The sequence below is a fragment of the Shinella sp. M31 genome (assembly GCF_049199205.1).
Lineage (GTDB): Bacteria > Pseudomonadota > Alphaproteobacteria > Rhizobiales > Rhizobiaceae > Shinella.
Genome location: NZ_JBLZPH010000170.1, coordinates 19,223 through 45,517 on the forward strand (window position 1 = coordinate 19,223; position 26,295 = coordinate 45,517).

The following is a 26,295-nucleotide window of genomic DNA, read 5'->3' on the forward strand; positions in this document are numbered from 1 at the left end:
CGTTGTCCGCCATATGTGGGGGTAAAATCCTCTCATCTGGAACATGTCCATGGAACTTGGCCTCTACACATTCGCCGATATCGATCCCAATGCCGCCGACAAGGGGCGGGAGGGGGAGCGGCGGTTGAAGAACCTGCTTGAGGAAATCGAGCTTGCCGATCAGGTTGGGCTCGATGTCTTCGGGCTCGGCGAGCATCACCGGCCGGATTATGCCGCTTCGGCCCCTGCGGTCGTGCTGGCGGCGGCCGCCGCGCGCACGAAGAATATCCGGTTATCCAGTGCAGTGACGGTGCTTTCGTCGGACGATCCGGTGCGCGTCTTCCAGCAGTTTTCGACGGTCGATCTCATTTCCGGCGGCCGGGCGGAAATCATGGCGGGGCGTGGCTCCTTCATCGAATCCTTCCCGCTTTTCGGCTATGCGCTTGATGACTACGACGCGCTGTTCGAGGAAAAGCTCGATCTGCTGCTGGCGCTCAACGAGAGCGAAAAAGTCTCCTGGAACGGCACCATGCGGGCGCCGTTGCCAGGGCTTGGCGTCTATCCGCGTCCGGCGCATGGCAGAATGCCGATCTGGATCGCCGTCGGCGGCACGCCGCAATCGGTGGCGCGGGCCGGTGCCTATGGGTTGCCGCTGGCGCTTGCCATCATCGGCGGCACGCCGTCGCGTTATGCGCCGCTCTTCGATCTTTACCGCGAGGCCGCGCGCCGTGCCGGGCAGGACGAGGCGAAGCTGAAGACCAGCATCAATGTGCACGGCTTCATCGCCGATACGTCGCAAGCCGCGGCCGACGCCTTTTACGGTCCGCAGGCAGCGGTGATGAACCGCATCGGCGGCGAACGCGGCTGGGGGCCGACGAGCCGGGCGCAGTTCGACCAGTCGACCGGTCCTACCGGCCATCTTTTCCTCGGCGATCCTGAGACGGTGGCGAAGAAGATCGTCGCGCACCAGAAGATCTTCAGGAACGACCGCTTCCTGTTGCAGATGGCGATCGGGCTGATGCCGCATGATCAAATTTTGCGCGGAATCGAGTTGTACGGCACCCGCGTTGCACCCTTGGTGCGCGAGATGCTGGCGGAGCAATCGGCCAATCAGGAGCCCGCTTCCGCCTGACAGCGGCGCGCGGGCGTGATAGGACGCCCGCGAAAGAGAGAGACGATGACCCTGGAAAACGACGACGACCTCAACGGCCTGAAGGCCATCGGCCGGATTTGCGCCAATGTGCTGCAGCACATGCAGACGGCGGTGCGCCCGGGCATGACGACGGCCGAACTCGATCTGATCGGCCGGCGCATGCTGGAAGCGGCAGGGGCCGTCTCGGCGCCGGAGAGCTGCTACAAGTTTCCGGGCGCGACCTGCATTTCCGTCAACGAGGAAGTCGCACATGGCATTCCGGGCGACCGGGTGATCCAGGACGGCGATCTCGTCAACATCGATGTCTCGGCGGTGCTCGACGGCTATTTTGCCGATACGGGGGCGTCCTTCGTTGTCGGGCGTTCGACACCGGCGGTGGAGCGGCTCTGCCGGGATGGCAAGCGCGCGCTGTGGGTCGGTCTCAAGGAAGTGAAGGCCGGCAAGCCGCTGGCGCAGGTCGGCAATGCCATCGGCGAATTCGCCCGCAAGAACCGCTACACGCTGATCGCCAACCTCGCCAGCCACGGCGTCGGCCGCTCGTTGCACGAGGAGCCGACGGAAATCGCCACCTGGCCCGATCCGCAGGAAAAGCGCCGCATGACCGACGGTCTCGTCTTCACGGTCGAGCCCTTCCTGTCGCTCGGCGCCAACTGGGCCGAAGGTGGCGACCGGGACGAATGGACGCTCTACAGCGAGCCGAATGCGCCGACGGTGCAGTTCGAGCACACGGTCGTTGCCACGCGCAACGGGCCGCTGGTCGTGACGCTGCCAGGCTGAGCAACCTGCGGCCCGAGCCTTCACCGGCGCTGATCCGTCGATCAATTAATCTCGTTTGTCGCGGCCATGTTGCAGTGCGATGGTCGCGGCATGATGCAGCGCACGTCCATTCTGTCGCATGAGCCCGTCCGGGCAGCCCTTGCCGGTGCGGTCGCGATGGCGGTCGCCATGGGCCTCGGCCGCTTTTTCTATACGCCTGTCTTGCCGGGCATGATGGCAGGTCTCGGGCTGAACGCCGCCGATGCCGGTATCATTGCTGCCGCCAATTTCGCGGGCTATCTGCTCGGCGCGGTGCTCGCGGCCTATGGCTGGGCGGCCGGGCTCGAGCGGCGTCTTGCGATTGGCGCACTGGTGTCCACCGTCGTGCTGCTCGTCGCCATGGGGCTGCTTTCCAGTGTTGCGGCGCTGTCGGTCGTGCGGTTTCTCGCCGGCCTTGCCAGCGCCTTCGCCATGATCTTCACGTCCGGCATTGTGTTGTCCATCGGCCTGCGCCATGGCGATCCGCGCGTGCAGATGGCGCATTTTTCCGGGGTCGGTTTCGGCATCGCGGTTTCGGCGCTGCTGGTCTATGTGCTCTCGCTCGCCGATACGGCGCCACTCCCGACCTGGCGCATCGACTGGCTCGCCGGAGCCGCGCTCGCGGCCGTCGGCCTGATCGTCGTGATGGGGTTTCTGCCACACCCGGAAAGCCATGCGGGCGCGCGGCGGGAACCGGCCATCGTCTGGACACGGCCGCTCGTAGCGTTGACGCTGAGCTATGGCCTGTTCGGCATCGGCTATGTCGTGACCGCCACGTTCATCGTCGCGATCGCCCGCGAAGGCGCCCACAGTCCTTTGCTCGAATGCCTGACCTGGCTGGTGACGGGTGCTTCCGCCGCTGTCTCCGTCCTCGCCTGGAAACCGGTGGAGCGCCGCTTTGGCGTGGCGGCGGCCTATCTTGCGGCGCTGCTCGTCGAGATGGTCGGCGTGGCCGTCACCGTAACGCTGCCGTTTCCGGCCTCCGCACTGATCGGCGGCGTGCTGCTCGGCCTCACCTTCATCGTCATCACCGCCTATGGCCTGCAGCTCGGCCGGGTTCTGGCAAGCGAAAGCCCCCGTCAGGTCCTGGCGTTGATGACGGCGGCCTTCGGCGTCGGGCAGATCCTCGGGCCGCTCGGGGCGGGTTTCCTTGCCGCGCGCACCGGCAATTATGTCCTGCCCAGCCTCGCCGCCGCCGCCATCCTGCTGCTGGCCGCCGTCATCGTCGTGCTGGGCCGAGCGCTTTCCATTAAATCTCGGTAATCCGGGCACTTGGCGATTGTTGCGATGGGCAAACTCCTCTAGGTTCGGCGCGAACCGGCGGCGCTGCTGCCACCAGAAAACGAAAGTTTCGCGCCTTGTTCCATTCCTTCTTTCCCCAGCCGAAGCTGTTCTTCACCTCCGGTGCCATTTGGGCCGTCATCTGCATCGCCGTGTGGTACACGGTGGGGCCGCAAATGGGCGCGGCCATCGGCCTGCCGCCGCTCGGGCCCGACGAGAAGGCGCCGATCGGCCTTGCATACTTCTTTTCGCCGGATAATCTCTGGTTCTACCTCTATTTCACGATCTTCGTGCTGATATTCGGCTTCGTCTGGAAGGCCATCGCACGCAACCATCCCTGGGCGAACTGGGCCATCTGGGGTTCGGCCTTCATCATCTTCATCGCCTATTTCTCGGTGCAGGTGTCGGTCGCGCTCAACAACTGGCGCGGCCCGTTCTTCGATCTCTTCCAGGCGGCGCTCTCCAAGCAGGGCAACGTAACGACCGATCAGCTGTTCACCTTGCAGCTGCGCTTCCTGGAAATCGGCATGGTCGGTGTGGTGCTCAATGTGATCACGGCCTTCTTTACCAACCACTATGTCTTCCGTTGGCGCACCGCCATGAACGACTACTACATGTCGAAGTGGTCGAAGCTGCGCCATATCGAAGGCGCCTCGCAGCGTGTGCAGGAAGACACGATGCGCTTTGCCAACATCCTCGAAGGCCTCGGCGTCACCTTCATCAATTCCATCATGACGCTGGTGGTGTTCCTGCCGCTCTTGTTCCGCATGTCGGAATATGTCGGCGATCTGCCGGTCATCGGCGCGGTTCCCCACGCGCTGTTCTGGCTTGCCATCGTCTGGTCGCTGTTCGGTACGGCGCTGCTCGCGATTGCCGGTATCAAACTGCCCGGCCTGCAATTCCGCAACCAGCGCGTCGAGGCGGCCTATCGTAAGGAACTCGTCTATGGCGAAGACCATGCGGATCGTGCGGACCCCGTCACGGTGAAGGAGCTGTTCGCCAATGTGCGGCGCAACTATTTCCGCATGTATTGGCATTACTGCTACTTCAACGTCGCGCGCTTCGGCTACGGCCAGCTCGACGCGATCTTCCTGAACTTCATCCTGATCCCGACCATCGTGGCTGGCCGTATCACCATGGGCACCTGGCAGCAGATCGCCACCGCCTTCGGCGAAGTCAGCAATTCGTTCCAGTATCTCGTGAACTACTGGTCGACGATCATTGAGCTGCTATCGATCCACAAGCGTCTGAAGGCCTTCGAAGCGGCGATCGACGACAAGCCGCTGCCGGATATCGATGAGCGCTATCTGCAGCGGGTGGCAGATGAAGGCGAGCTTGCGGCGAACGAGCCGTAACGATCCTAAAGGGCGGCTTCGGCCGCCCTTTTCTCTCTGGCGAGGATGTCGAGGGCTTCGGCGTAGCTCACGCAGGCCACATCGCTCTTGCCGCAGGTTTCCGTGAGGAACGTATCGAGCGCGCGCCAATAGGCGCCGGCATTCATTTCCACGAAATGGAAACCGAGCTGAAGGGGCACGCGGTCACCGGCATATTGCTTGGCGAAAGCGGCGCGATAGGCGGCAAGCGTGCTTTCCTCGAAAACGGCGCTCTTTTCCGGGGCCTCCTTGCCCTTGGAATGGCGCACATAGAGATTGTAGTCCATGGCGATGACCGGGCGCTGGGCGGTGCCCTCCGGGATCAGCGGCAGGCCGAAGCGCTGGATCTCGCCGCTCGCGACCGGCATGGCCGGCCCCTTGGTTACGAGGCTGGCATCATAGATGAAGCCGTCTGCCTCCAGGGCCTTGACGAGGCCGTTGCCGGCCGAAAGGTAGGGCGCGCGAAATCCCTTGATCCCCTTTTCGGCAAAATCCTGCCAGCCTGCGGGTTCACGCTCGCCGACGCCGGCGCTTTGCCACGCCGTCTTCAGCGCCTGCCGGAAAAAGGTGAACTCGGCCTTCCAGTCCTCGGCGCTCCACTTGCCGCCGTCGAAATGGCCGCAGGCATGGCTGCCGATGTCGTGGCCTTCCAGCTTAGCCAGCCAGATTTCGCCAAGCCGCAGGACAGTGTCCTCCTTGTCGGGCGCAAAGCCGACATTGGAGCGGCCGCGCTTCTCGTGCGGCGCCTGGTATTGCGCGCGTTCCGATTTGGGGAAGAGGAAAGTGCAGGACAGGAAATAGGTGAAATGCGCGCCGGTGCGCTTTGCCATCGCCCGGCTCTTTTCCCACAGCAGATTGTCATGCGCGCCATCGAAGGAGACGATGATCAGCTGCTTGCGTTTGGCCGGCTCGATCGCGTCGTCCTTGGCGAGAACCGGGCTTGCGGCAAGCACGGCGGCGAGGGGGAGGAGGAAAAATCGAGACAACATGGCTACCCGCGACAATTTGCAAAGGGTCTGTCATCGGTTCGGAATGCGGCAATCCTTTGATGGGCCTTTGATCGGGCTGGAATTGTCGCGCCGTGACGGCTATTCCAATGGAAACGGCTATCGGGCCGGCCTTTATTCAAGGGATATTTCCATGACGTTGCTCATCGCCGGTCTCGTTCTCTTCATCGCCTCGCATCTTCTGCGCCCCTTCGCGCCCGGCCTGCGCAATGCCGCCATCGCCGCGCTCGGCCAGCCGGGCTGGATGGCGGTGCATGGCATTCTGTCGTTGCTCAGCCTCGCGCTCATTGCCTACGGTTTCGTCGATGCGCGGGAAAACGGCGGCACGATGCTCTATTCGCCGCCGACCTTCATGGCGCATATCGCGCTGACGCTGATGCTGATCGCCTCGGTCTGTCTCGTCGCCGGCTTCCTGCCGGCCGGTCGTATCCGCACGAAGCTGAAATTCCCGATCCTTGTCGCCATCAAGATCTGGGCGCTCGCCCACCTCCTGGCAAACGGCGAGAGCTATTCGGTGCTGCTGTTCGTGACGATCCTCGCCTGGGCCGTCATCCTGCGCATCTCGCTGAAGAAACGCATCGCGGCCGGCGAAACCAAACTGCCGGTTTTCGTTTCGGCGAAATATGACCTTATCGCCGTTGTGGTAGGCCTCGCGCTCTATGCCGCGATCGTGCTCAAGCTGCACGAATTGGTGATCGGCGTCGCTCCGCTGCCCTGATCCCGTGCGTTTTCGCGGCTGCCCCCTTACAACGCGGTGAAAATGGGGTAGAAGGCGCGAACTCCAATCGTCAGCAAGAGCCGGGCAGGGAATGGTAAATCAGGACGACAGCTTTATCCGCGAGGTGAACGAGGAACTTCGCTCCGACCAGATGCGTCTGGTCTGGAAGCGTTTCGGCCGCATCCTCATCGGCCTCGCCGTCCTCGTCGTTCTCGGCACGATCGGCAAGGTGAGCTACGAATATTGGCGCGACAGCGAGGCGTCCGCCGCCGGCGACAGCTTCCTCGGCGCGCTGACGCTGGCCCGCGAAGGCAAGAACCACGAGGCGCTCGCAGCGCTGACCGCGCTCGAAAAGGATGGCTTCGGCTCCTATCCGGTGCTGGCCCGCATGCGTTCGGCTTCGCTTCTGGCCGCAACCGACGCGCAGGGTGCCGTCAACGCGTTCACGGCGATTGCCAAGGATGCTTCCGTGCCGGAAGCCCTGCGCGATGCCGCTCGTCTTCGTGCCGCCTATCTGCTGGTCGATACCGGCACCTACGAGCAGGTCTCGGCGGAAGCCGAACAACTCGCCACGCCGCAGAGCGCGCTTCGCCATTCCGCCCGCGAGGTTCTGGGCCTCTCCGCCTACAAGCACGAGGACTATGCCCGCGCCAAGGAATGGTTCGAGGCGATCATCAACGACAGCGAAAGCCCGCGCAACGTTGCCAACCGCGCGCAGATGCTGCTTGACCTGATTGCTGCAAGCGGCAAGCTGTCCTCCTAAAGCCGGTTTTCGCCGGTCACGAAACGGAACACGTCCATGAGCTTCACCGTCGCCATTGTCGGACGCCCGAATGTCGGCAAGTCCACCCTGTTCAACAGGCTCGTGGGCAAGAAGCTCGCGCTCGTCGACGACACGCCCGGCGTCACGCGTGACCGCCGGCCGGGTGAAGCCAAGCTCATCGACCTGAAATTCCACATCATCGACACGGCGGGCCTCGAGGAGGCCGCACCGGAGACGCTGCAGGGCCGCATGCGCGCGCAGACGGAAGCGGCGATCGAAGAGGCTGACCTCTCGCTTTTCGTCGTCGATGCCAAGACGGGCCTGACGCCGGTCGATACCGCGCTCGCCGACATGCTGCGCCGCAAGGGCAAGCCCGTCGTGCTCGTCGCCAACAAGTCGGAAGCCAAGGGCTCCGACGGCGGTTTCTATGACGCCTATACGCTCGGCCTTGGCGAGCCGACACCGATCTCCGCCGAGCACGGCCAGGGCATGCTCGACCTGCGCGACGCCATCGTCGCGGCGATCGGCGAGGAGCGCGCCTATCCTGAGGACGACGAGGCCGTCACCGATATCGACGTGCGCGCCGAACTGGCGGACGCGGCCGAAGAGGATGAGGATTTCGAGCCGGAATATGACGAGACGAAGCCGCTGCGCGTCGCCATCGTCGGCCGTCCGAATGCCGGCAAGTCCACGCTGATCAACCGCTTCCTCGGCGAAGATCGTCTGCTGACCGGCCCGGAAGCGGGCATCACGCGCGATTCGATTTCCGTCGAATGGGACTGGAAGGGCCGCACGATAAAAATGTTCGACACGGCCGGCATGCGCCGCAAGGCCAGGGTGCAGGAGAAGCTGGAAAAGCTCTCCGTCGCCGACGGCCTGCGCGCCATCCGCTTTGCCGAAACGGTCGTCATCGTCTTCGACGCGACCATTCCCTTCGAAAAGCAGGACTTGCAGATCGTCGATCTCGTGTTGCGCGAGGGCCGCGCGGCCGTGCTCGCCTTCAACAAGTGGGACCTGATCGATGATCCGCAGGCGGTGCTCGCCGATCTGCGCGAGAAGACCGAACGCCTGCTGCCGCAGGCGCGCGGCATCCGCGCCGTGCCGGTGTCCGGCCAGACGGGGCGGGGCCTCGACAAGCTGATGCAGGCCGTCATCGAAACAGACCGCACCTGGAACCGCCGCATCTCGACCGCCAAGCTCAACCGCTGGCTCGATGCGCAGCAGACGCAGCATCCGCCACCGGCCGTTTCCGGCCGCCGGCTGAAGCTGAAATACATGACGCAGGTAAAGGCTCGCCCGCCGGGCTTCATGGTCTCGTGCACGCGCCCGGATGCGCTGCCGGAATCCTATATCCGCTATCTCACCAACGGCCTGCGCAACGACTTCAATCTGCCGGGCGTGCCGATCCGCATCCACTTCAAGGCGACGGATAATCCGTTTGCCTCGAAGGCGAAGAAGAAGCGCTGATCTAGAGCATTCCAGCCGAAGCGAAGCCGGTGAACTGGTGTTCACCGGAAATGCTTTAGGAATCGGGCCGGATGTGTCCGCGGATTGCGCTCGGCGCAAAGCCGAAGCGTGCGCGGAACCGCGCCGCGAAGCGCGATTGCGATTCGTAGCCGATCGCCTCCGCGATGCGCAGGATCGACAGGTCGGTGGATTGCAGGAGCTGCATGGCAATCGACATGCGCACATCGATCAGCAAAGTTTGAAACGACCATTTCTCTGCCGCAAGCTTGCGTCGCAGCGTTGCCTCGCTGACGCCGAGCGCGTCGCACAGGCGTGCGCTCGTCCAGTCCTGGGCGGGATCGGCGGAGAGGAGGTCGCGCACGCGGTCGCTGAAGCCGGCCGGCCGGGGCAGCGCGAAGCGCCCGCCGGCGAGATCGAGCCAGAGCAGGAGTTCGCCCAGCCGGTGGCGGGCGATCGCATCGGGAATGCTGCCGGGCTCGACGATCGCCTGGGCGCAATCGGCAAAAGCGCCGAAAAATCCCGCATGCGGCGACAGAACGGGAAAGGCGCGCGGGAAGGGCTGGCCCTGGCCAGGCTTTCCGGCAAAGGCGGTGACGGTGTCGGGCTCGAAGGCGATCCAGCGCGCTTCATAGGCCCGCTCCCCTTCGGCGACATTCATCACGTCGAAGGTCTCGCCCTGGGCGAGTGCGATACAGCCGCCTGCGGGGACGGCCCATTCCTCGTCGTTGCTGCGCAGGATTTTCGTGCCGCGCTCGACGAGGATGAGAACCGGGCGGTTGATCAGGATATTGGCATAGCGCAGCCGGTTATATTGCACGATGCGGGCCGAAGCGCCGATATCGGGGCGTATGGCGATGTTCATCCGGTCCAATCCCTGTCTCGTCCGAGCCTAGCCTTTCGGGGCAGGCCCGGACAAGAGACTTGCGCTCAGCGCTTGCCCTTTGCCGAGATCGTCGCGGTGGCGAGCGCGTTCATATTGCTGACGAAGCCGACCATGGCGGGCGTGGCATTGTCGGGCACCGGCAGCTTGTCGATGCCGAGCGCCTTCACGGTGATCGTATAGTCATGCTCCGGCCCTTCCGGCGGGCAGGCGCCGAGATAACCGGGCATGCCCATGTCGGTCGGCGTCATGCGCGCGCCGCTGGGCAGCTTCGCCTTGCCGCTGCCCGCGCCGGCGGCAAGCGAATTCGCATCGGCCGGCAGATCGATCACGACCCAGTGCCACCAACCGGAACCCGTCGGCGCATCCTTGTCGTAGACCGTCACGACGAAGCTCTTGGTGCCCTTGGGCGCATTCGACCAGCGGATATCGGGCGAGAGGTTTTTCCCCGTGCAGCCCATGATGTCGGAGAACTGTGCCGGTTGCACCGTGCCGGAGGCGAAGGCCTCGCTGGTGACGGTGAAATCGGCCGCTTGCGCCGTGAGCGGGCAAAGGGAGAGGGTGGCGGCCAAGGCCGCGAGGAGGCGTGAGAAGGTCATGGGTCTTCCTGTCTTCGATGATAGGCAGGGGAAGACTAGGATGGATTTTTGCCCGCGTCGGCGCGGAGCCGATCGATTTTGGTGCCGATCCGATCAATCAGCGTTTCGGCAGCTTGTCCTTCGAAACCAGCGCGCCGTGGTGCTGGATGACGGCGGCGGCAACATCGGCGGCAAAGCGGGCGGCCGCGTCCGGATTGTCCTCCACCGCCAGACGGGCAAGGAACGCACCGTTGAAGCTGTCGCCGGCGCTGGTCGTGTCGACGATCGTCTTGACTTCCGCGGAGGGGACATGGCTGCGCCTGTCGCCGAAGACGAGCGTCGCGCCCTTGCTGCCGTCCTTCACCACCAGCCCGTCGACACCGAGCGCGCGGTAGCGAGCGATCGTGTCCTCCAGCGTCGCATCACCGAAATGGGTAGTCTCGTCGTCGAGGCTCGGCATGACGAGCGTTGCGGCCCGCGCGCCCTCGGTGATCGTCGCGCGCATCGTGTCCGCATCGTCCCAGAGGCGGGGGCGGATGTTCGGGTCGAAGACGACGCGCTTTCCGGCAGCCTTTGCGCGGCGCAGTTCCGCAAGCAGCGTCTCCACATCCTCCGCCGGCAGGATCGCCAGGGTGATGCCGGAGAAGACGATGATATCGGAGGCTTCGATTGCGGTGCGCAGCCGGTGGCCATCCCGTGCCAGAAGCTTTGCGGCGGAAACGGAGCGCCAGTAGGAGAAGCTGCGCTCGCCATTGTCTAGATGGATCATGTAGAGGCCGGGCGAGCGGCCCTCGATACCGGCGATGGTCTCCGTGCCGATGCCATGGCCGGCGATGAAGGCGCGCATCTCCCCCGAAATCCTGTCGACGCCGATGGCGGAGAAATAATCGACGTGCCAATCGGCCGGCAGATATTGGCGGGCGTAGTAGGCGGTGTTGAAGGTGTCGCCGGCGAAGCTCTTGCGCATCAGGCCGCCCTCGGCCTGCATCAGTTCCACCATGCACTCGCCGATCGAGAGCAACCGTCCTGCCATATCGAAAATCCCCCCGATCGAGCATTTCCAGCCGAAGCGGCATCGCTTCGCGTCGGACAATGCGTAACAAGAACCTAGACCATATCAAGCGAACCGCGGTTCGCCTGATATGGTCTAATTCCGCCGGAAAGAGGAAATACTGTCAAAGAGTTGGCGGGGCAAGCGAATGCCTGCGCTTTCCGCTGCCCGCTGCCGCTTCATGCGGTCCAGGCCGGGAACATGGACATTGTAGTCTGCCGAAAGCCGCCCGGCCTGCTCGGACAGCCGGGTCGAAAAATGATCCGCAAAAAGCTGCGGCGAAAGTGCCAGCACGAAGAGCCCGACACCCGGCGACGTCTCGCCCGCCTGGAAATCCGCGGCATCGAGCGACCAGTTGCCGCCGGTGAGGCCCGCAGCGAGCACTTCGACCATGAGCGCGATATTGGCGCCGCGGCTGCCGCCGAAGGCGATGAGCGCGCCCTGCATGGCGGCGAAGGGGTCGGTCGTCGGCTGTCCGTCCTGATCAATGGCCCAGCTGTCCGGGATGCCGGCGCCGCGGGCAGCGGCATCGCGGACATTGACCAGGGCCGTTGCGCTCGACGACTGGTCTATCAGCAGGATGTCGTTCCCCTCGAGCGGTGCGGCAAAGGCGAGCGGATTGGTGCCGTAAACCGGACTGCGGCTACCCGCACCGGCCAGCACGGCATGGCTGTTGGTCGCGGCGATCGCAACGAGACCATCGCTTGCGAGGCTTGCGGCATACCAGCCGAGCTCGCCGGTCGTATAGCTGTTGCAGGCGGTGAAGACCGCGATGCCGAAGGTTTTCGCCTTGGAGACCAGTTCTTCCCGCGCAATGGAAAAGCCGTGCTGTGCCACACCGCCCATCGCGTCGCATTTCAGGATGGACGGCACCGGCGAGGTGAGGAGCGGTTCGGCCTTTCCGGCGATCCGGCCATCCACGAGGCTTCTGAGATAGTCCGTCAGGTGGGCAAAACCGACGGCCCGTTTGCCCGCCGTTTCGGCCTCGACAGTTGCCTGTGCAAGCGCCGTCGCGGCCGGTTCGGCCATGCCGACACGCATCAGCGCCGTCTTTGCCAGCGCGATCGCCTCGCTTACGGAAAGGGTGACGTCATCGGCCATGCGATCAACCTTCTCTATGGAATTTGCCGGCATCATTTAGGCACGGGCCTGCTTCGTCAACCTTCGAAAAATCAGGGCATCGGCCGTTTACGCCCCCATGCCCTCGCGTTACATCTTCCCAGGACGCATTGAAAACGGAGCAGCACGACATGGCGAAGTCCCCCAAGAAAGCCGACGACTGGTGGCGCGGCGCGGTCATCTACCAGGTCTATCCGCGTTCGTTTCAAGACACGACCGGCGACGGCATGGGGGATCTTCGCGGCATCACCAAGCGGCTCGGCCACATCGCCTCGCTGGGTGTCGATGCGATCTGGCTCTCGCCCTTCTTCAAGTCGCCGATGGGCGACATGGGTTATGACGTCTCGGACTACTGCGACGTCGATCCGATGTTCGGCACGCTTGCGGATTTCGATGCGATGCTGGCTGAAGCCCACAAGCTCGGCATCAAGATCATCATCGACCAAGTGATCTCGCACACCTCCGACCAGCATCCCTGGTTCGTCGAGAGCCGCTCCAGCCGGTCCAATGCCAAGGCGGACTGGTATGTCTGGGCCGATCCGAAGCCGGATGGCACGGCGCCGAACAATTGGCTGTCGATCTTCGGCGGGCCGGGCTGGGAATGGGACGGCGTGCGCAAGCAATATTACATGCACAACTTCCTGATTTCGCAGCCGGATCTCAACTTCCACAATCCGGATGTGCAGGACGCGCTCTTGAAAACCGTGCGCTTCTGGCTCGATCGCGGCGTCGACGGTTTCCGCCTCGATACGGTGAATTTCTATTTCCACGACAAAAAACTGCGCGACAACCCGCCGCACGAGCCGGATCCTGACGGCATCGGCCTCGATGCACCCGACGTGAACCCCTATGGCATGCAGACGCATCGCTATGACAAGACGCAGCCGGAAAACATCGCCTTTCTCAAGCGTTTCCGCGCGCTGCTCGATGAATACAAGGGACGCATGACCGTCGGAGAGGTGGGCGACGGCGCACGCTCGCTGAAGACGGTTGCCGACTATACGGGCGGCGGCGACAAGCTCAACATGTGCTACACGTTCGATCTGCTGGGGCCGGATTTCACCGCCGAGCATGTGCGCAAATGCGTGCAGAGTTTCCAGCGTGCGGTGACGGACGGCTGGGTCTGCTGGGCGTTCTCCAACCACGATGTGAACCGCCATGTCAGCCGTTTCATCCAGGTTCCGGAGGAGCGCGAGCGCGTCGCCAAGCTCGCCATCACGCTGCTCTCCACGCTGCGTGGCTCGATCTGCCTCTACCAAGGCGAGGAACTGGGACTGACGGAGGCGGAGCTTGCCTTCGAAGACCTTCGCGATCCCTACGGCATCCGCTTCTGGCCGGCCTTTAAGGGCCGCGACGGGTGCCGAACGCCGATGCCCTGGAGCCACAATGAGGCGCATGCCGGTTTCAGTACGGGCAAACCCTGGCTGCCTGTGCCGGAAGACCACGCCCGCCACGCAGTCGATACGCAGGAAAAGATCGCCGGCTCCTTGCTCAACCACTACCGCGCGACGCTCGCCTTCCGGAAGGAGCATGATGCGCTGCATGACGGCGATATGGCCTTCGTGAACTCCAACCAGGACATCCTCGCCTTCACGCGCGAAAAGGGCGGCGAAAAGCTGCTCTTCGTCTTCAACCTGACGCGGGAAAAGGCCGAATTCGTGCCGGCGAAATCGCTGAAGCTCGGCCAACCGCTGCCCGTGCCCGGCTTTGGCGCGAAGCTGAAGAACGGCGCGATCGAACTGGATGGACTGGATATGGCGTGCGTGCGGCTATGAGAGTCAGGCGGCCGGGCGCTTCAGCGTCTGGTCGCCACGGCCGGCCAGCAGGCCGGCAACCGAGATGTCCTCGTCGAGAGAAGCCCAATGGATGCCGCCGGGGCTGAGTTCGTAGCGTCGGCGTGCAGCCTTGTCAGCGGTCATAAGGCGTGGGAACCAGGCAAGCGGGACGCCAAGCGTGCGTCCGTCGTCGAGTGACACCCACATTGTGTCATCGTCGAAGCGGATATCAGTTGCCGAAATAGTCATGCCACGTTTTCTCGATGAGATGTCTGTTGTCGATGACAAGGCGCAGGATAACAGATAGTTCCCTGCTGTTGAAGCCGCGACTTTCGGCGATGCCTATCAGTGGATGCAGCCAGACTTTCGCCGTTGCCCCGCTACTTCGGACATGGATGTGGACGGGCTCACGCGGATCGCCTTCGTTCGAATAGAAGAAGAAGGTGAGATTCTGCTGGCGAAAGACGACGGGCATTCACTGCCTCACCCGATCAGCTGAAACCGATCCACATCCACCATGCCCCGGTCCGAAATCTTCAGGTGAGGAATGACCGGTAGCGGCAGGAAGGCGAGCTGGAGGAAGGGTTCTTCCAGCGTGGCGCCGAGTGCGAAGGCGGCTTGGCGCAGGTGATGCAGCGTGTCGCGCACGCTCTCGTAGGGTTCGAGGCTCATCAGGCCGGCGACAGGCAGGGAGATCTCCCCGGTGACCTTGCCGTCTTGCACGACCACGAAGCCGCCCTTGATCTCGCCCAGTCGGTTGGCGGCGAGCGCCATATCGTCCTCATCGACGCCGACGACGCAGATATTGTGGCTGTCATGGCCGACGGTGGAGGCGATGGCCCCTTTCTTCAGGCCGAAGCCCTGTACGAAGCCGTTGGCATGATTGCCGTTTTTGCCGTGGCGCTCGATGACGGCGACCTTGATGATATCCTGCGCGAGATCGACCGATGTCTGGTTGCCGCGCGCCGGCAGGCGATAGCGGCGGTGCTCGGTGATGATCTTGCCCGGCAGCACGCCGATGACAGGTGTTTCGCCATCGGTGACCGGCACGGCGAAATGCGCGGCGTTGACGGGCCGCGCCTTCACGCTGTCGAGACCGACGGGGGCGACGGGCTTGCGGGTGGCGAAGAGCGCGTCATCCACCTTGCGGCCGGCGGAGAACACCATCTCGGCCTTGCAGTTTTCCAGCGTGTCGATGACAACGAGGTCGGCCCGCCAGCCCGGCGCGACAAGGCCGCGATCCCGAAGGCCGAAGGCCTTGGCGGCGGAGACGGAGGCGGCGCGATAGACGGCGAGCGGCGCGCGACCGTGGCCGATCGCGGTGCGGATCATGTAGTCGAGATGGCCCTGTTCGGCGATGTCGAGCGGATTGCGGTCATCCGTGCAGAGCGCGATGAATGGCGAGAGGCGCTCGGTGAGGATGGGCAGCAGGGCATGCAGGTCCTTGGAGACGGAGCCCTCGCGCACGAGGATGTGCATGCCCTTGCGGATCTTTTCCAGCGCTTCCTCCGCACTCGTGCATTCATGCTCGGTTCGGATGCCGGCCGAGAGATAACCGTTGAGGTCGTTGCCGGACAGTAGCGGCGCATGGCCGTCGATATGGCCGCCCTGGAAGGCCTCGAGCTTGGCGAGACAGACGGGATCCTTGTGGATGACACCGGGAAAATTCATGAATTCGGCGAGGCCGATGACCTTCGGGTGATGGCGGAAGGGCAAGAGGCGTTCGATGGGCAGGTCGGCGCCCGAGGTTTCCAGATGAGTCGCCGGCACGCAGCTCGACAGCTGCACGCGGATGTCCATGATGGTTTCCAGCGCGCTGTCGAGGAAGAATTCGATGCCCTCGCTGCCGAGCACATTGGCGATCTCGTGCGGATCGCAGATGACGGTCGTCACGCCGTAGGGCAGCACGCAGCGGTCGAATTCATGCGGCGTGACCAGCGACGATTCGATGTGCAGATGCGTATCGATGAAACCGGGCACGATGATGCGGCCGGTGATGTCGATCTCCGTGCGCCCCTTGTAGGGGCCGCAGGTGCCGACGATGCGCTCGCCCGAAATCGCGATGTCGGAGGCGACAAGTTCACCCGTTACGAGATCGAAGAATTGCCCGCCCTTGAGCACGATATCGGCGGGCTCTCGGCCGGTTCCCTGATCGATGTAGCGTTCCAAGTCGGCCATGGCGATGTCTCCCGAATCCTTTTCAAAAGACTCTAGCGACGTCGTGACGAGAAGAAAGGCCGATTAGCCGGGAAAGGTGACGGAAAAGGCGAAACGGCGGCTTTCTCCGGGGAGAAGCACGGTCGTGAAGGGACGATCGCGCAATTCGCGCGACCCGCCGAATTCCGCCGCCGTGCCGTGCCAGGGCTCGATGCAGAGAAAGGGCGCGCCGGGTTTCGTCCAGAGCGCGAGGTTCGGCAGGTTCTCGAAGTGGAATTTCAGCGCCGGTCCACCCTCGGCGGCATAGGTGAGGCCATCACCCGCGCCCTCGGGAAAGACCATCGCATCGTCGAGGAACTGATCCTGCGCCAGCACGATCCGGCCCTTGTCGAAGGGCGAGGGCGTTCGGCTGGTCGAGAGCAGTCCCTTTTCCAGCGGCTGGCGCTTCGGCTTGCCGGCATTGTCGAGCATTATCGTATGCGGTTTTCCCGCTCCGCCGGGCAGCGGCCAGAGAAAGGCGGGGTGGTAGCCGAAGCCGAAAGGCACGGGCGTGCCGCCGCGGTTTTCCACCGTGGAGGCCACGGTCAGCGTCCGGCCATCGAGGCTGTGCTCGACCGTCAGTCCAAAGTCGAAGGGATAGACGGCACGCGTTTCGTCGGAGGCTTCGAGCCGGTAGCGGCAGGCGGTAGCGGTCGTATTTTCGAGCGCAAACTCCCGCCGCCGGGCAAAACCGTGCTGTGCCATCGCATAGGCCGTCCCGTCGATCATCAGTGTATCGTCGGGCGCCTTGCCGACGATGGGGAAGAGCACGGGTGAGCGTCCCGTCCAGAAGGCGGCGTCGCCGTTCCAGAGCCAGGCCTTGCCATCCGTCGTGGTGATCGACTGCATTTCGGCGCCAAGCGGTGAGACGTCGACCGAGAGGTCTGCATTGGCAATGCGGGTCAGGCTCGGCATCGAATCTCCTTTCACGGGGCATTGGCTTACTCTAGCGCGGATTGCCGGGTTTTGCGCGCCGGCGGCCGGTGAATTCGGTTGATAGCATGGGAGTGGCGAAATAGGATGACGGCATGAAACAGGACGACAAGGCGGGGCCGATCATCGTTTTCGATGCAGAGTGCATTCTCTGCTCGGCCAATGCGCAATTCGTGCTGCGGCACGACCGCGCCCGCCGCTTCCGCCTCGCGTCCATGCAGAAGGCCACGGGGGCTGCGCTCTATCGCCGTTTCGGCATCGATCCCGCCAATCCCGAAAGCCTGATCATCGTCGACGGCGATGCCGTGCTGAAGGACAGCGACGCGGTTCTGGCGATCTATGCCGGCCTCGGTTGGCCGTGGAAGGCCATTGCCGTACTGCGGTTTATTCCGCGCTTTCTGCGCGATCCCGCCTATCGCTGGCTGGCGCGCAATCGCTACCGCATCTTCGGGCGGCGTGAGGCCTGCTGGGTCCCGTCGCCCGGCGACGCAGATCGCGTGCTTTGAGAAGCGTCGTCGTTCTCGGTGGTTATGGTGGCTTCGGTGCTCGTCTTTGTCGACGACTGGCGGCGGATGGCTGGGCGGTGCTGGTGGCCGGGCGCAATCGGGAATCCGCCGAGCGCCTTGCGGCGGAATTGCCCAATGCCCGTGCACTGGTGGCTGACCGGAATGGTGACCTGCGGCCTCTGCTGGAAGCGCATCGTCCCTTTCTCCTGATCGACGCTGCCGGGCCGTTTCAGGGCAGCAGCTATCGCGTCGTTGAGGCCTGTATCGTCTGCGGCGTGCACTACGTCGATCTTGCCGATGCGCGCGATTTCGTCAGCGGCATTATCAAGCTGGATGCGGCGGCGCGGGCGGCCAGTGTCGTGGCCGTCTCCGGCGGATCGAGCGTGCCGGCGCTTTCCGGTGCCGTGATTGCCGCGCTCAGCAAGGACTTAACGGAGGTGCGGTCCGTCGAGATGGCGATCAGCGCCTCGAACCGCGCAACGGCGGGCGCCTCGGTGGCGGCGGCGATCCTGAGCTATGTCGGAAAACCGCTCCGTCTGTGGCGCGCCGGGCGCTGGCGCGAGGAGACCGGATGGCATCGGCTGCGGCGGGAACGGTTCGATGTGCCGGGCCGCACGCCGATCCGCCGGCTGGTGGCGCTTGCCGATGTGCCGGACCATACGATCGTTCCGGAAACCACTCCCGGCCGCCCGGCGACGATTTTTCGCGCGGGACCGGAATTCGCCTTCCAGCTTCTCACGCTCTGGCTGCTCAGCTGGCCGGTGAAATGGCGGTGTTTTGCCTCACTGTCTCCCTTCGCAAGATGGCTGCTGCCGCTGCAGGGCCTGAGCGCTCGCTTCGGATCGGACCGGTCTGCCATGGCAATCGAGGTGAAGGGGTGGGGCGCCGATGGCGCGCGCGTTCAGCGCTGGACGCTGATTGCCGAAGAGGGGGACGGGCCGGAAATCCCGACCATTGCCGCGCATGTGCTGGCCAATGCCATCGCGGCGGGCGCGCTTATGCCGGGTGCCCGGCACGCGGCGGGGGCGGTTGCGCTGGAGGATTTCGAGCCGCACTTTTCGCGGCTGGCGATTTCCCATGCTGTGGAGGACAGGCCCTATGTGCCGCTCTACCGGCGGGTGATCGGCCCGGCCTACGATCGTCTGCCGGAGCCGGTGCGCATTATGCACGACATCATCGGGGATGGCGGCGCTGCCGGGCGCGGGCGGGTCCGGCGTGGCCGCTCGCTGCTGGCCCAGCTGGTCTGCGCCGTCATGCGCTTTCCGCCGGAGGGTGAGCATGATCTGCATGTCGCTTTCGAGGAGCGCGATGGGGTGGAGCGCTGGACGCGGGATTTTGCCGGCAAGACCTTTTCCAGCGAACTCAGCCAGTCCGGCACCCGCCTTGTCGAACGCTTCGGGCCGATGCGGTTTTCCTTCGATCTGCCATGCGACGAACACGGGCTGACGATGGTGATGCGCGGCTGGTCCGTCTTCGGTGTTCCCATGCCGCTCCGGCTTGCACCGAAGAGCGAGGCGCGGGAATGGGCCGACGGCGAGGCTTTCTGCTTCGACGTGCCGATCGTGCTGCCCGGCATCGGTACCGTCGTGCACTATTCCGGCCACCTGCGCCGGCTTTGATGCCCAAACGAAAATGGCGGCCGAAGCCGCCATTTCCCGCGTCCGGATAGGCCGTATCAGATGTTGTTCTGCAGGACCTCGCGCAGCTTGCCGAACAGCTCGTCGATATGGTGTTTTTCGATGATGAGCGGCGGCGAGAGCGCGATGATATCGCCCGTCGTGCGGATCAGCAGGCCCTTCTCATAGGCCTTGAGGAAGGCGTTGAAGGCGCGCTTGGTCGGCTCGCCGGCAATCGGTGAGAGTTCGATGGCGCCGATCAGGCCGACATTTCTGACGTCGATGACATTGGGGCAATCGCGCAGCGAATGCAGGCCGTCTTCCCAATAGGAAGCGAGTTCGGCTGCGCGGGTGAGCAGGCCTTCTTCCTTGTAGGTGTCGAGTGTGCCCAGCGCCGCGGCGCAGGCGATCGGGTTGCCGGAATAGGTATAGCCGTGGAAGAACTCGATCATATGTTCCGGGCCGTTCATGAACGTGTCGTGGATTTCCGACGTCACGAAAACAGCGCCCATCGGGATCACGCCGTTGGTCAGACCCTTTGCGGTGGTGATGATATCGGGCTTCACATCGAAATACTGCGCGGCGAAGGGGGCGCCGAGACGACCGAAGCCGGTGATGACCTCATCGAAGATCAGGAGAATGCCGTGCTGCGTGCAGATCTCGCGCAGCTTCTGGAGATAGCCCTTCGGCGGGATGAGCACGCCGGTGGAGCCGGCGACCGGCTCGACGATGACGGCGGCGATGGTGGAGGCGTCATGCAGCGTGATGATGCGCTGCAATTCGCTGGCGATATCGCCACCATGCTCCGGCTCGCCGCGCGAAAACGCGTTCTTGTCCGGGAAATGGGTGTGCGGCATGTGATCGACGCCGGTCAGCAGCGTGCCGAACATCTTGCGGTTGGAGACGATGCCGCCGACGGAGATGCCGCCGAAATTGACGCCGTGATAGCCGCGCTCGCGGCCAACAAGGCGGAAGCGCGAACCATCGCCCTTGGCGCGGTGATAGGCAAGCGCCACCTTCAGCGCGGTCTCGACCGATTCCGAGCCGGAATTGGTATAGAGCACGTGATTCATGCCCTCGGGCGCGATGTCGACGAGGCGGTTGGCCAGTTCGAACGCCTTGGGATGGCCGAGCTGGAAGGCGGGCGCATAGTCGAGTTCGCCGGCCTGCTCGCGGATCGCCTCGGTGATCTTCGGGCGACAGTGACCGGCGTTGACGCACCAGAGGCCCGCCGTGCCATCCAGCACCTGACGGCCGTCATGGGTCGTGTAGTACATGTCCTTGGCGCCGACGAAGAGCCGCGGTTCCTTCTTGAACTGCCGGTTGGCCGTGAACGGCATCCAGAAGGCGCGCAGATCGTTGGGTGTGTTGAGGCGGTTGGACATGCGGTCTCTCCATGATGTTTGGAATGTGGGCCCGGACGATGATTTTTACCCGATGGTCAAATTATCAAGACGCCCAAGAGCGTCAAGCGATGTTCGCCGGCCGGTCGGGCCGCTTTTCGGCTCAGTCGGCCTTTTCGAAAATCAGTTTCACCACGAACTTGCCGTTGGCTTTTGCCTTGGACTTGGTCGTCATTTTGACGGGCACGCCGAAATGCGCTTCCGCCTTGGCGATCGCGTCCCGTGCCTCAGCAATGGCGGCCAGATAGGCGCTGTTGTCCCGTTTCGGTTCGTTGACGATGTCGCTGATGAGCGCGTCCATCTCGCTGCGGGATTTGCGCAAAGTCTTGCTCCAACGGTTGGGTGCAGCCGGTCGGCACGGTGAGGTGTCTTAGCGCTCTTTCAGAAGGGCGTGCAACGCGGCGTTTCCAGCGGATCAAAACAAAACGCCCCGGAGGCGATCCAGGGCGTTGTCAATCGGTAGGCGCGGTCGTTCAGGCGATGCGAAGCTTCTTTTCCGAAGCGCCGTTGCCGGGGGCCTTGTAGATGCGGTCGAGCGCGGCGAGCACGGTCAACACGGCATCCGATTTGCTGGAATAGTAGATCGTCTGGGCGTCACGGCGGGTGGTTACCAGATTCTGCGCACGCAGCTTCGACAGGTGCTGCGAGAGTGCCGACTGGCTGAGGCCGACCTGGCCGGCGAGTGCGCCGACGGCGATCTCGCCCTCGACAAGAACTTTCAGAATCAGGAGGCGTTTGGGGTTCGCCATGGCGGAAAGAAAGTCGGATGCAACTTCGGCCTGCGCATGCTCTGCGTCTGAAATCTTGTCCATCTGAAACTCCTTTGGGCGTTTCCGCTTCAAATCATGTGATTTTATGTGAATGCGCTTGTTAGCATATAAACAAAACCTCCCCCATCAAGAGCAAGAAATGGGGGTAGGGCGCACGCATAGCGATAGAGGAGCTACTTTCGTCACTGAAAGCGTCCAGTTGGACGGATACGCAAACGCCTGATCTATCAGTCGACTCCCCTTGCTTCGCGAAGCAAACGCGCAAGCTCGCCGCGCAGTTCCGAGGCCTGATCAAGTTCGCGTGAATATTCCAGACGCTTCAGTTTGTCGCCGCTTGAAAGGTCAATTCCCGCCGCATCGAGGCCGACGATGGTCCAGTCGCCGTCCTTGGCGCCGCAATAATGGCGGGCATAGATGCCGGCGGCTTCGGCGTGGTCGCTGTTCATGTGCTCGACGGCGCCGGTTTCCATTTCGGCGAGCGCGCCGCGGGCGGCGGAGCGAATCAGGAGGTCCTCGGCCGTCAGCACGAATGCCTTGCCGAAGCCGCCGTTGAGATGGGCGCGCAGCGGCACGAGGCGGAAGAAGGCGAAGTCGGGAAAATCGACATAGAGCTTTGCCTTGGGATGGCGGCGCACGAAGCGTTCGCGCAGCGCCGCGTGTGCATCGCTGTCGCGGGCAACTTCCTGGGCTTCGCAGATGACCGTGAGGCGCGGATGGGCGAGTGGGTCGCCCTTGCCGGGTTCACCCGCGAGCAGCGAGGCGCGCGGGTCGGCGCGCAGCGCCTGGGTGTGGACGGAGAGCGCCGAGACGAGGATGACGGGCGTGCCGTCCGTATCGGTGCCGGTCAGCGTGCGGCTGGCGAAGGGCGTGCCGGTTTCCGGTTCGAGGACCGCGAGCGCGCAGCTGCGGGCGGAGCGCAGCAGGATGCGGGCAAGGCGGCGGGCCTCGTCGTCCGTTTCGCGCAGCACGCTCGGCTTGTCCTTCTCGGTCATCTCGTTCTCCCGGTCATCCGCAATGAAAAAGGCAGCGCCCGTTTCGAAGCGCTGCCTTATCTAATCCGATCAAAGCGGGCTGTCAGCCGCGGCGACGGTGCCGCGTCAATCCGTTCACGATATCCTGCGCGTTGATCGTGCCGATGACCGTGCCGTTATCGACCACGCCGACATTGCCCGGCGTGCGCGACATGGCGTCGAGGATGTCGACGAGCGGGGTCTGGGCAGTCGCCGTCGCCGTCACGCCGCCATTGCTGGAGGCGCCGTGCTGCATGACGTCGGCGGCGGTCAGCATGTTGATCGGGTTCATGTTCTGCACGAAATCCGCGACATACTGGTTGGCCGGGTTCTTCACGATCTCCTGCGGCGTGCCGCACTGGATGATGCGCCCACCTTCCATGATGGCGATGCGGTTGCCGATGCGGAACGCCTCGTCGAGATCGTGGCTGACGAAGATGATCGTCTTCTTCAGCCGGCGCTGGAACTCCAGGAGTTCGTCCTGAAGACGGGTACGGATCAGCGGGTCGAGCGCCGAGAACGGTTCGTCCATCAGCAGGATCGGCGCGCCTGTGGCAAAGGCGCGGGCAAGCCCGACGCGCTGCTGCATGCCGCCGGAGAGTTCGTTGACCTTGCGGTTCGCCCACTTGGTCAGGTTGACCAGTTCGAGCTGTTCGGCGACGCGCGCCTTGCGCTCGGCCTCCGGCACATTGGCAAGCTCGAGGCCGAAGCCGACATTGTCGGCGACGGTGCGCCAGGGCAGGAGCGCGAACTGCTGGAACACCATGGAGACGGTGTGCATGCGGAAGTCGCGCAATGCCTTCGGCGTCGTGGCATAAGGGTTGACGAAGTTGCCGCCGGCTTTGACCTGCACCTCGCCGCGGACAACAGGGGCAAGCCCGTTGACGGCGCGCAGCAGCGTCGACTTGCCGGAGCCCGACAGGCCCATCAGCACGAGGATCTCGCCCTCGGTGATCGACAGCGTCGCATCGGCGACGCCGAGCACGAGACCAGTCTCCGCACCGATCTCGTCGCGCGATTTGCCGGCATCGGCGAGTGCCAGCGCCCTTTGCGGATTGTCGCCGAAAATGATGGAAACGTTCTTGAAGACGACGGATTCGGTCATCATGCGTCTCCATCATCGGAAGAGCGGAAGAGGCGGTCGAGGATGATCGCCAGGATGACGATACAGAGGCCGGCCTCGAAGCCCATGGAGATGTTCACGGTGTTGAGGGCGCGCACCACGGGAACGCCGAGACCCTTGGCGCCGACGAGGGCGGCGATGACCACCATCGACAGCGAGAGCATGATGGTCTGGGTGAGACCCGCCATGATCTGCGGCGTGGCGAAGGGCAGTTCGACCTTGCGCAGCACCTGGCTCGGCGTCGCGCCAAACGCCTGGGCGGCTTCGACGAGCGACGGCGGCGTCGAGATGATGCCGAGGCGGGTGAGGCGGATCGGCGCGGGGATCGCGAAGATCACGGTCGCGATCAGGCCCGGCACCATGCCGAGGCCGAAGAGGATGAGCGCCGGGATCAGGTAGACGAAGGTCGGGATCGTCTGCATCAAGTCGAGCGCGGGCCGGAGGATCGAGTAGAACCACGGACGGCGGGCGGCGGCGATGCCGAGCGGGATGCCGACGACCATGCTGACGCCGGTTGCCGCAAGCACGAGCGCCAGCGTTTCCGTCGTCTCCTTCCAGTAGCCCTGGTTCACGATGAGCAGCAGGCCGAGAAAGGTGAAGACCGCGACGCCGATGGAGCGGCGGAAATACCAGCTGGCGCCCGTGACGAGCACGATGAGGGCGATGGCGTAACCGAACTTGCCGCCGGCGGACGAGAAGGGGCCTTGCAGCAGGAAGAGCACAGCATCGATGCCCGCCTGCAAAAAGACTTTCAGGAAATCGAACAGGCCCTTGCCATTGGTCGTCAGCCAGTTGACGGCTTCCTTGGCGATCGGACCGATCGGAATTTTAGAGACGGTGAGCCAATCCACGGCAGCGAGCCCCAGTCTGGAGGTTGACGACGATATGCAACAGGCGTTTCGCAATTCCGGACATCAAGCCGTCCGGCAGTTTTGCTGGAGGTGCACTATCCGGAGAGAAGAAGGGCGGGAAAGTTTCCTCCCCGCCCTATTCTTGCCTGTTAGAGACCAAGCGCGGTTTTGACCGCCGGCAGCGCTTCACCGCTGCCGTCCTTGGTGGTGACGCCTGCGAGCCACGGCTCGATGGCGGCCGGGTTCGCCTTGATCCAGTCGGTCGCTGCGGCTTCCGGGTCCTGACCGTCGTTCAGGATCTTGCCCATCACCTGGTTTTCCATTTCCAGCGAGAACTTGAGGTTCTGCAGGAATTTACCGACGTTCGGGCACTCGGTGACGTAGCCCTTGCGCACGTTGGTATAGACCGTTGCGCCGCCGAAGTTGGGTCCGAAGATTTCGTCGCCGCCGGTCAGGTAGGTCAGCTTGAAGTTGGCGTTCATCGGGTGGGGTTCCCAGCCGAGGAAGACGATCGGCGAGCCGTCGCCTTCAGCGCGCGCGACTTCCGCCAGCATGCCCTGTTCGGAGGATTCGACCACTTCGAAGCCGGTGAGATCGAACTTGTTGGCCGACACCATGTCGATGATCAGGCGGTTGCCGTCATTGCCGGGCTCGATGCCGTAGATCTTGGAGCCGAGCGCGTCCTTCTGCTTGGCAATGTCGGCGAAATCCTTGATGCCGAGTTCGGCGCCCTTGGCGTTGGTCGCAAGCGTGTACTTCGCGCCCTCGAGGTTTTCGCGCACGGTCTCGACCGAGCCGTCTTCGCGGAACGGCTTGATGTCGGCTTCCTGGGTCGGCATCCAATTGCCGAGGAAGACGTCGATATCCTTGTTGCTGAGCGAGGTATAGGTGACCGGAACCGAGAGAACGGTGACTTCCGTCTCGTAGCCGAGGCCCTTGAGGATGACGCTTGCGGTGGCGGTCGTGGAGGTCACGTCCGTCCAGCCGACATCCGAGAACCGAACCTTGCCGCAGCTTTCGGCTTCCGCGGCCGATGCACCGGCGACACCCAGCGCGAGCACGGAAACGGCGGCGGCAAACAGGGTCTTCAATGGTGATGCAGTCTTCATATTTTTGCTCCCCTTATAACTGGTGGTTTAGCCAATCATCAAAACGATATGCTTTCAAGCACCTTGGCGTAGCCGGAACACCCTGAATCGTCCAATTAATTTCGCGCTTGTTCGCAATTTCGCACATGGATGTCGCAAAGGACGGGCCGCATGGATTTCTGTGGTTTTCGGCCCTTTTGGCTGGAAAATCGCGCTTTGCCGGGCCATGACGCGGGGACGGAGAAAACTATGGCCAAGCTCTATTTCAGTTACGCGACGATGAACGCGGGCAAGTCGACGCTGCTCCTGCAGGCGTCCTACAATTATCAGGAACGCGGCATGCGCACGGCGATCTTCATCGCCTCGTTCGACGACCGCGCCGGGCAGGGGCGCATCTCCTCGCGCATCGGACTGACATCGGAGGCCATCGCCTTCGATCATACGGACGACCTCTACCGCCATATCGAAGCGCTGATGGCCGATGGTGGCGGCGAGATCGCCTGCGTCTTCGTCGACGAGGCGCAGTTCCTCTCCGAGGAGCAGGTGTGGCAGCTCGCCCGCGTCGCCGACCGCCTCTCCATTCCCGTCATGGCCTATGGCCTGCGCACGGATTTCCAGGGCAAGCTGTTTCCCGGCTCGAAGGCGCTGCTCGCCATCGCCGACGAAATGCGCGAGGTGCGCACCATCTGCCATTGCGGCCGCAAGGCGACGATGGTCGTGCGCCTCGGCGCCGACGGCAAGGTTGCAAAATCCGGTGCGCAGGTGGAAATCGGTGGCAATGACAAGTACGTTTCCTACTGCCGCCGTCATTGGGACGACATCATGAGTGCCGAGTGAGACGAGGCGGCCAAGGGGACGCA

At 63.6% G+C, this 26,295-nt stretch carries 27 protein-coding genes; 11 read left to right on the forward strand and 16 right to left on the reverse strand.

Going from position 1 to position 26,295, the window contains the following annotated elements; genetic code table 11:
- Positions 1-49 precede the first annotated feature (49 nt).
- From ACOZKU_RS26480 to sbmA, 4 genes are all read left to right on the forward strand, one after another.
- Positions 50-1,111, forward strand: a complete 1,062-nt coding sequence (locus ACOZKU_RS26480) for an LLM class flavin-dependent oxidoreductase (protein ID WP_421581416.1) — start codon at positions 50-52, stop codon at positions 1,109-1,111.
- Between the two features lie 45 nt (positions 1,112-1,156).
- Positions 1,157-1,909, forward strand: coding sequence for a type I methionyl aminopeptidase (map, locus tag ACOZKU_RS26485; protein WP_314085571.1), 753 nt, complete (start codon positions 1,157-1,159; stop codon positions 1,907-1,909).
- Positions 1,910-1,999: 90 nt separating this feature from the next.
- On the forward strand, positions 2,000-3,190 hold the full coding sequence (locus tag ACOZKU_RS26490) for a YbfB/YjiJ family MFS transporter (protein ID WP_421581417.1): 1,191 nt from the start codon (positions 2,000-2,002) through the stop codon (positions 3,188-3,190).
- Positions 3,191-3,285: 95 nt separating this feature from the next.
- Positions 3,286-4,563: a peptide antibiotic transporter SbmA gene (gene sbmA / locus ACOZKU_RS26495; protein WP_421581418.1), complete on the forward strand. Its 1,278-nt coding sequence runs from the start codon at positions 3,286-3,288 to the stop codon at positions 4,561-4,563.
- 5 nt (positions 4,564-4,568) lie between these two features.
- Here the strand turns inward: sbmA and ACOZKU_RS26500 are convergent, their stop codons facing one another.
- Positions 4,569-5,570 (reverse strand): polysaccharide deacetylase, encoded by a 1,002-nt coding sequence (locus ACOZKU_RS26500; RefSeq protein WP_421581419.1) that lies wholly within the window; start codon positions 5,568-5,570, stop codon positions 4,569-4,571.
- Positions 5,571-5,721: 151 nt separating this feature from the next.
- Here ACOZKU_RS26500 and ACOZKU_RS26505 point away from each other — a divergent pair, with 151 nt between their 5' ends.
- The 3 genes from ACOZKU_RS26505 to der all read left to right on the forward strand — a co-directional run bounded on the left by ACOZKU_RS26505 (position 5,722) and on the right by der (position 8,536).
- On the forward strand, positions 5,722-6,306 hold the full coding sequence (locus ACOZKU_RS26505) for an NnrU family protein (RefSeq protein WP_421581420.1): 585 nt from the start codon (positions 5,722-5,724) through the stop codon (positions 6,304-6,306).
- Between the two features lie 91 nt (positions 6,307-6,397).
- Positions 6,398-7,069: a tetratricopeptide repeat protein gene (locus ACOZKU_RS26510; RefSeq protein ID WP_421581421.1), complete on the forward strand. Its 672-nt coding sequence runs from the start codon at positions 6,398-6,400 to the stop codon at positions 7,067-7,069.
- A 36-nt stretch (positions 7,070-7,105) separates the two neighbouring features.
- Positions 7,106-8,536 (forward strand): ribosome biogenesis GTPase Der, encoded by a 1,431-nt coding sequence (der, locus tag ACOZKU_RS26515; RefSeq protein ID WP_421581422.1) that lies wholly within the window; start codon positions 7,106-7,108, stop codon positions 8,534-8,536.
- A gap of 55 nt (positions 8,537-8,591) precedes the next feature.
- Here der and ACOZKU_RS26520 read toward each other — a convergent pair whose 3' ends face one another.
- The 4 genes from ACOZKU_RS26520 to ACOZKU_RS26535 form a co-directional block, all read right to left on the reverse strand.
- Positions 8,592-9,398, reverse strand: coding sequence for an AraC family transcriptional regulator (locus ACOZKU_RS26520; protein ID WP_421581423.1), 807 nt, complete (start codon positions 9,396-9,398; stop codon positions 8,592-8,594).
- A 65-nt stretch (positions 9,399-9,463) separates the two neighbouring features.
- The gene (locus ACOZKU_RS26525; protein ID WP_421581424.1) at positions 9,464-10,015 is read right to left on the reverse strand and encodes a YbhB/YbcL family Raf kinase inhibitor-like protein; all 552 of its coding nucleotides are present in this window, start codon (positions 10,013-10,015) and stop codon (positions 9,464-9,466) included.
- Between the two features lie 97 nt (positions 10,016-10,112).
- A complete protein-coding gene (locus ACOZKU_RS26530) occupies positions 10,113-11,027 on the reverse strand; it encodes a sugar kinase (protein ID WP_421581425.1) in 915 nt (304 codons plus the stop codon).
- 114 nt (positions 11,028-11,141) lie between these two features.
- Entirely contained in the window at positions 11,142-12,146 is a 1,005-nt protein-coding gene (locus tag ACOZKU_RS26535; RefSeq protein ID WP_421581426.1) for an Ldh family oxidoreductase, read from the reverse strand.
- A 149-nt stretch (positions 12,147-12,295) separates the two neighbouring features.
- Here ACOZKU_RS26535 and ACOZKU_RS26540 point away from each other — a divergent pair, with 149 nt between their 5' ends.
- Positions 12,296-13,939: an alpha-glucosidase gene (locus tag ACOZKU_RS26540; RefSeq protein WP_421581427.1), complete on the forward strand. Its 1,644-nt coding sequence runs from the start codon at positions 12,296-12,298 to the stop codon at positions 13,937-13,939.
- 3 nt (positions 13,940-13,942) lie between these two features.
- Here ACOZKU_RS26540 and ACOZKU_RS26545 read toward each other — a convergent pair whose 3' ends face one another.
- From ACOZKU_RS26545 to ACOZKU_RS26560, 4 genes are all read right to left on the reverse strand, one after another.
- The gene (locus tag ACOZKU_RS26545) at positions 13,943-14,188 is read right to left on the reverse strand and encodes a DUF2442 domain-containing protein (protein ID WP_421581428.1); all 246 of its coding nucleotides are present in this window, start codon (positions 14,186-14,188) and stop codon (positions 13,943-13,945) included.
- Positions 14,169-14,414, reverse strand: coding sequence for a DUF4160 domain-containing protein (locus tag ACOZKU_RS26550; protein ID WP_421581429.1), 246 nt, complete (start codon positions 14,412-14,414; stop codon positions 14,169-14,171). The genes ACOZKU_RS26545 and ACOZKU_RS26550 overlap by 20 nt, the downstream gene beginning before the upstream one ends.
- A gap of 8 nt (positions 14,415-14,422) precedes the next feature.
- Positions 14,423-16,117, reverse strand: a complete 1,695-nt coding sequence (ade, locus tag ACOZKU_RS26555; RefSeq protein ID WP_421581430.1) for an adenine deaminase — start codon at positions 16,115-16,117, stop codon at positions 14,423-14,425.
- A 63-nt stretch (positions 16,118-16,180) separates the two neighbouring features.
- Positions 16,181-17,050: an aldose 1-epimerase family protein gene (locus tag ACOZKU_RS26560; RefSeq protein WP_421581431.1), complete on the reverse strand. Its 870-nt coding sequence runs from the start codon at positions 17,048-17,050 to the stop codon at positions 16,181-16,183.
- A 113-nt stretch (positions 17,051-17,163) separates the two neighbouring features.
- On the opposite strand from ACOZKU_RS26560, the gene ACOZKU_RS26565 reads away from it, so the two are divergent.
- Together ACOZKU_RS26565 and ACOZKU_RS26570 are read left to right on the forward strand one after the other, a co-directional pair.
- The gene (locus tag ACOZKU_RS26565; RefSeq protein WP_421581432.1) at positions 17,164-17,574 is read left to right on the forward strand and encodes a thiol-disulfide oxidoreductase DCC family protein; all 411 of its coding nucleotides are present in this window, start codon (positions 17,164-17,166) and stop codon (positions 17,572-17,574) included.
- Entirely contained in the window at positions 17,571-19,193 is a 1,623-nt protein-coding gene (locus ACOZKU_RS26570; protein WP_421581433.1) for an SDR family oxidoreductase, read from the forward strand. The genes ACOZKU_RS26565 and ACOZKU_RS26570 overlap by 4 nt, the downstream gene beginning before the upstream one ends.
- A 56-nt stretch (positions 19,194-19,249) precedes the next feature.
- Here ACOZKU_RS26570 and ACOZKU_RS26575 read toward each other — a convergent pair whose 3' ends face one another.
- From ACOZKU_RS26575 to ACOZKU_RS26605, 7 genes are all read right to left on the reverse strand, one after another.
- Positions 19,250-20,575, reverse strand: coding sequence for an aspartate aminotransferase family protein (locus ACOZKU_RS26575; RefSeq protein WP_421581434.1), 1,326 nt, complete (start codon positions 20,573-20,575; stop codon positions 19,250-19,252).
- Positions 20,576-20,696: 121 nt separating this feature from the next.
- Complete coding sequence (locus ACOZKU_RS26580; protein ID WP_314085538.1) at positions 20,697-20,915, reverse strand: hypothetical protein; 219 nt, start codon at positions 20,913-20,915, stop codon at positions 20,697-20,699.
- A gap of 151 nt (positions 20,916-21,066) precedes the next feature.
- Complete coding sequence (locus ACOZKU_RS26585) at positions 21,067-21,405, reverse strand: ArsR/SmtB family transcription factor (RefSeq protein ID WP_117366878.1); 339 nt, start codon at positions 21,403-21,405, stop codon at positions 21,067-21,069.
- A gap of 185 nt (positions 21,406-21,590) precedes the next feature.
- Positions 21,591-22,355 carry a HugZ family protein gene (locus ACOZKU_RS26590; protein ID WP_421581435.1) on the reverse strand — a complete coding sequence of 255 codons (765 nt, stop codon included), beginning with the start codon at positions 22,353-22,355 and terminating at the stop codon, positions 21,591-21,593.
- An 82-nt stretch (positions 22,356-22,437) separates the two neighbouring features.
- The gene (gene choV, locus ACOZKU_RS26595) at positions 22,438-23,478 is read right to left on the reverse strand and encodes a choline ABC transporter ATP-binding protein (RefSeq protein ID WP_421581436.1); all 1,041 of its coding nucleotides are present in this window, start codon (positions 23,476-23,478) and stop codon (positions 22,438-22,440) included.
- Positions 23,478-24,347, reverse strand: a complete 870-nt coding sequence (choW, locus tag ACOZKU_RS26600) for a choline ABC transporter permease subunit (protein ID WP_313529137.1) — start codon at positions 24,345-24,347, stop codon at positions 23,478-23,480. The genes choV and choW overlap by 1 nt, the downstream gene beginning before the upstream one ends.
- A 149-nt stretch (positions 24,348-24,496) precedes the next feature.
- Positions 24,497-25,456, reverse strand: a complete 960-nt coding sequence (locus tag ACOZKU_RS26605) for a choline ABC transporter substrate-binding protein (protein ID WP_314085530.1) — start codon at positions 25,454-25,456, stop codon at positions 24,497-24,499.
- Between the two features lie 228 nt (positions 25,457-25,684).
- Between ACOZKU_RS26605 and ACOZKU_RS26610 the strand changes: the two genes are divergently transcribed.
- Positions 25,685-26,272 carry a thymidine kinase gene (locus ACOZKU_RS26610; RefSeq protein ID WP_421581437.1) on the forward strand — a complete coding sequence of 196 codons (588 nt, stop codon included), beginning with the start codon at positions 25,685-25,687 and terminating at the stop codon, positions 26,270-26,272.
- Positions 26,273-26,295: the final 23 nt, after the last annotated feature.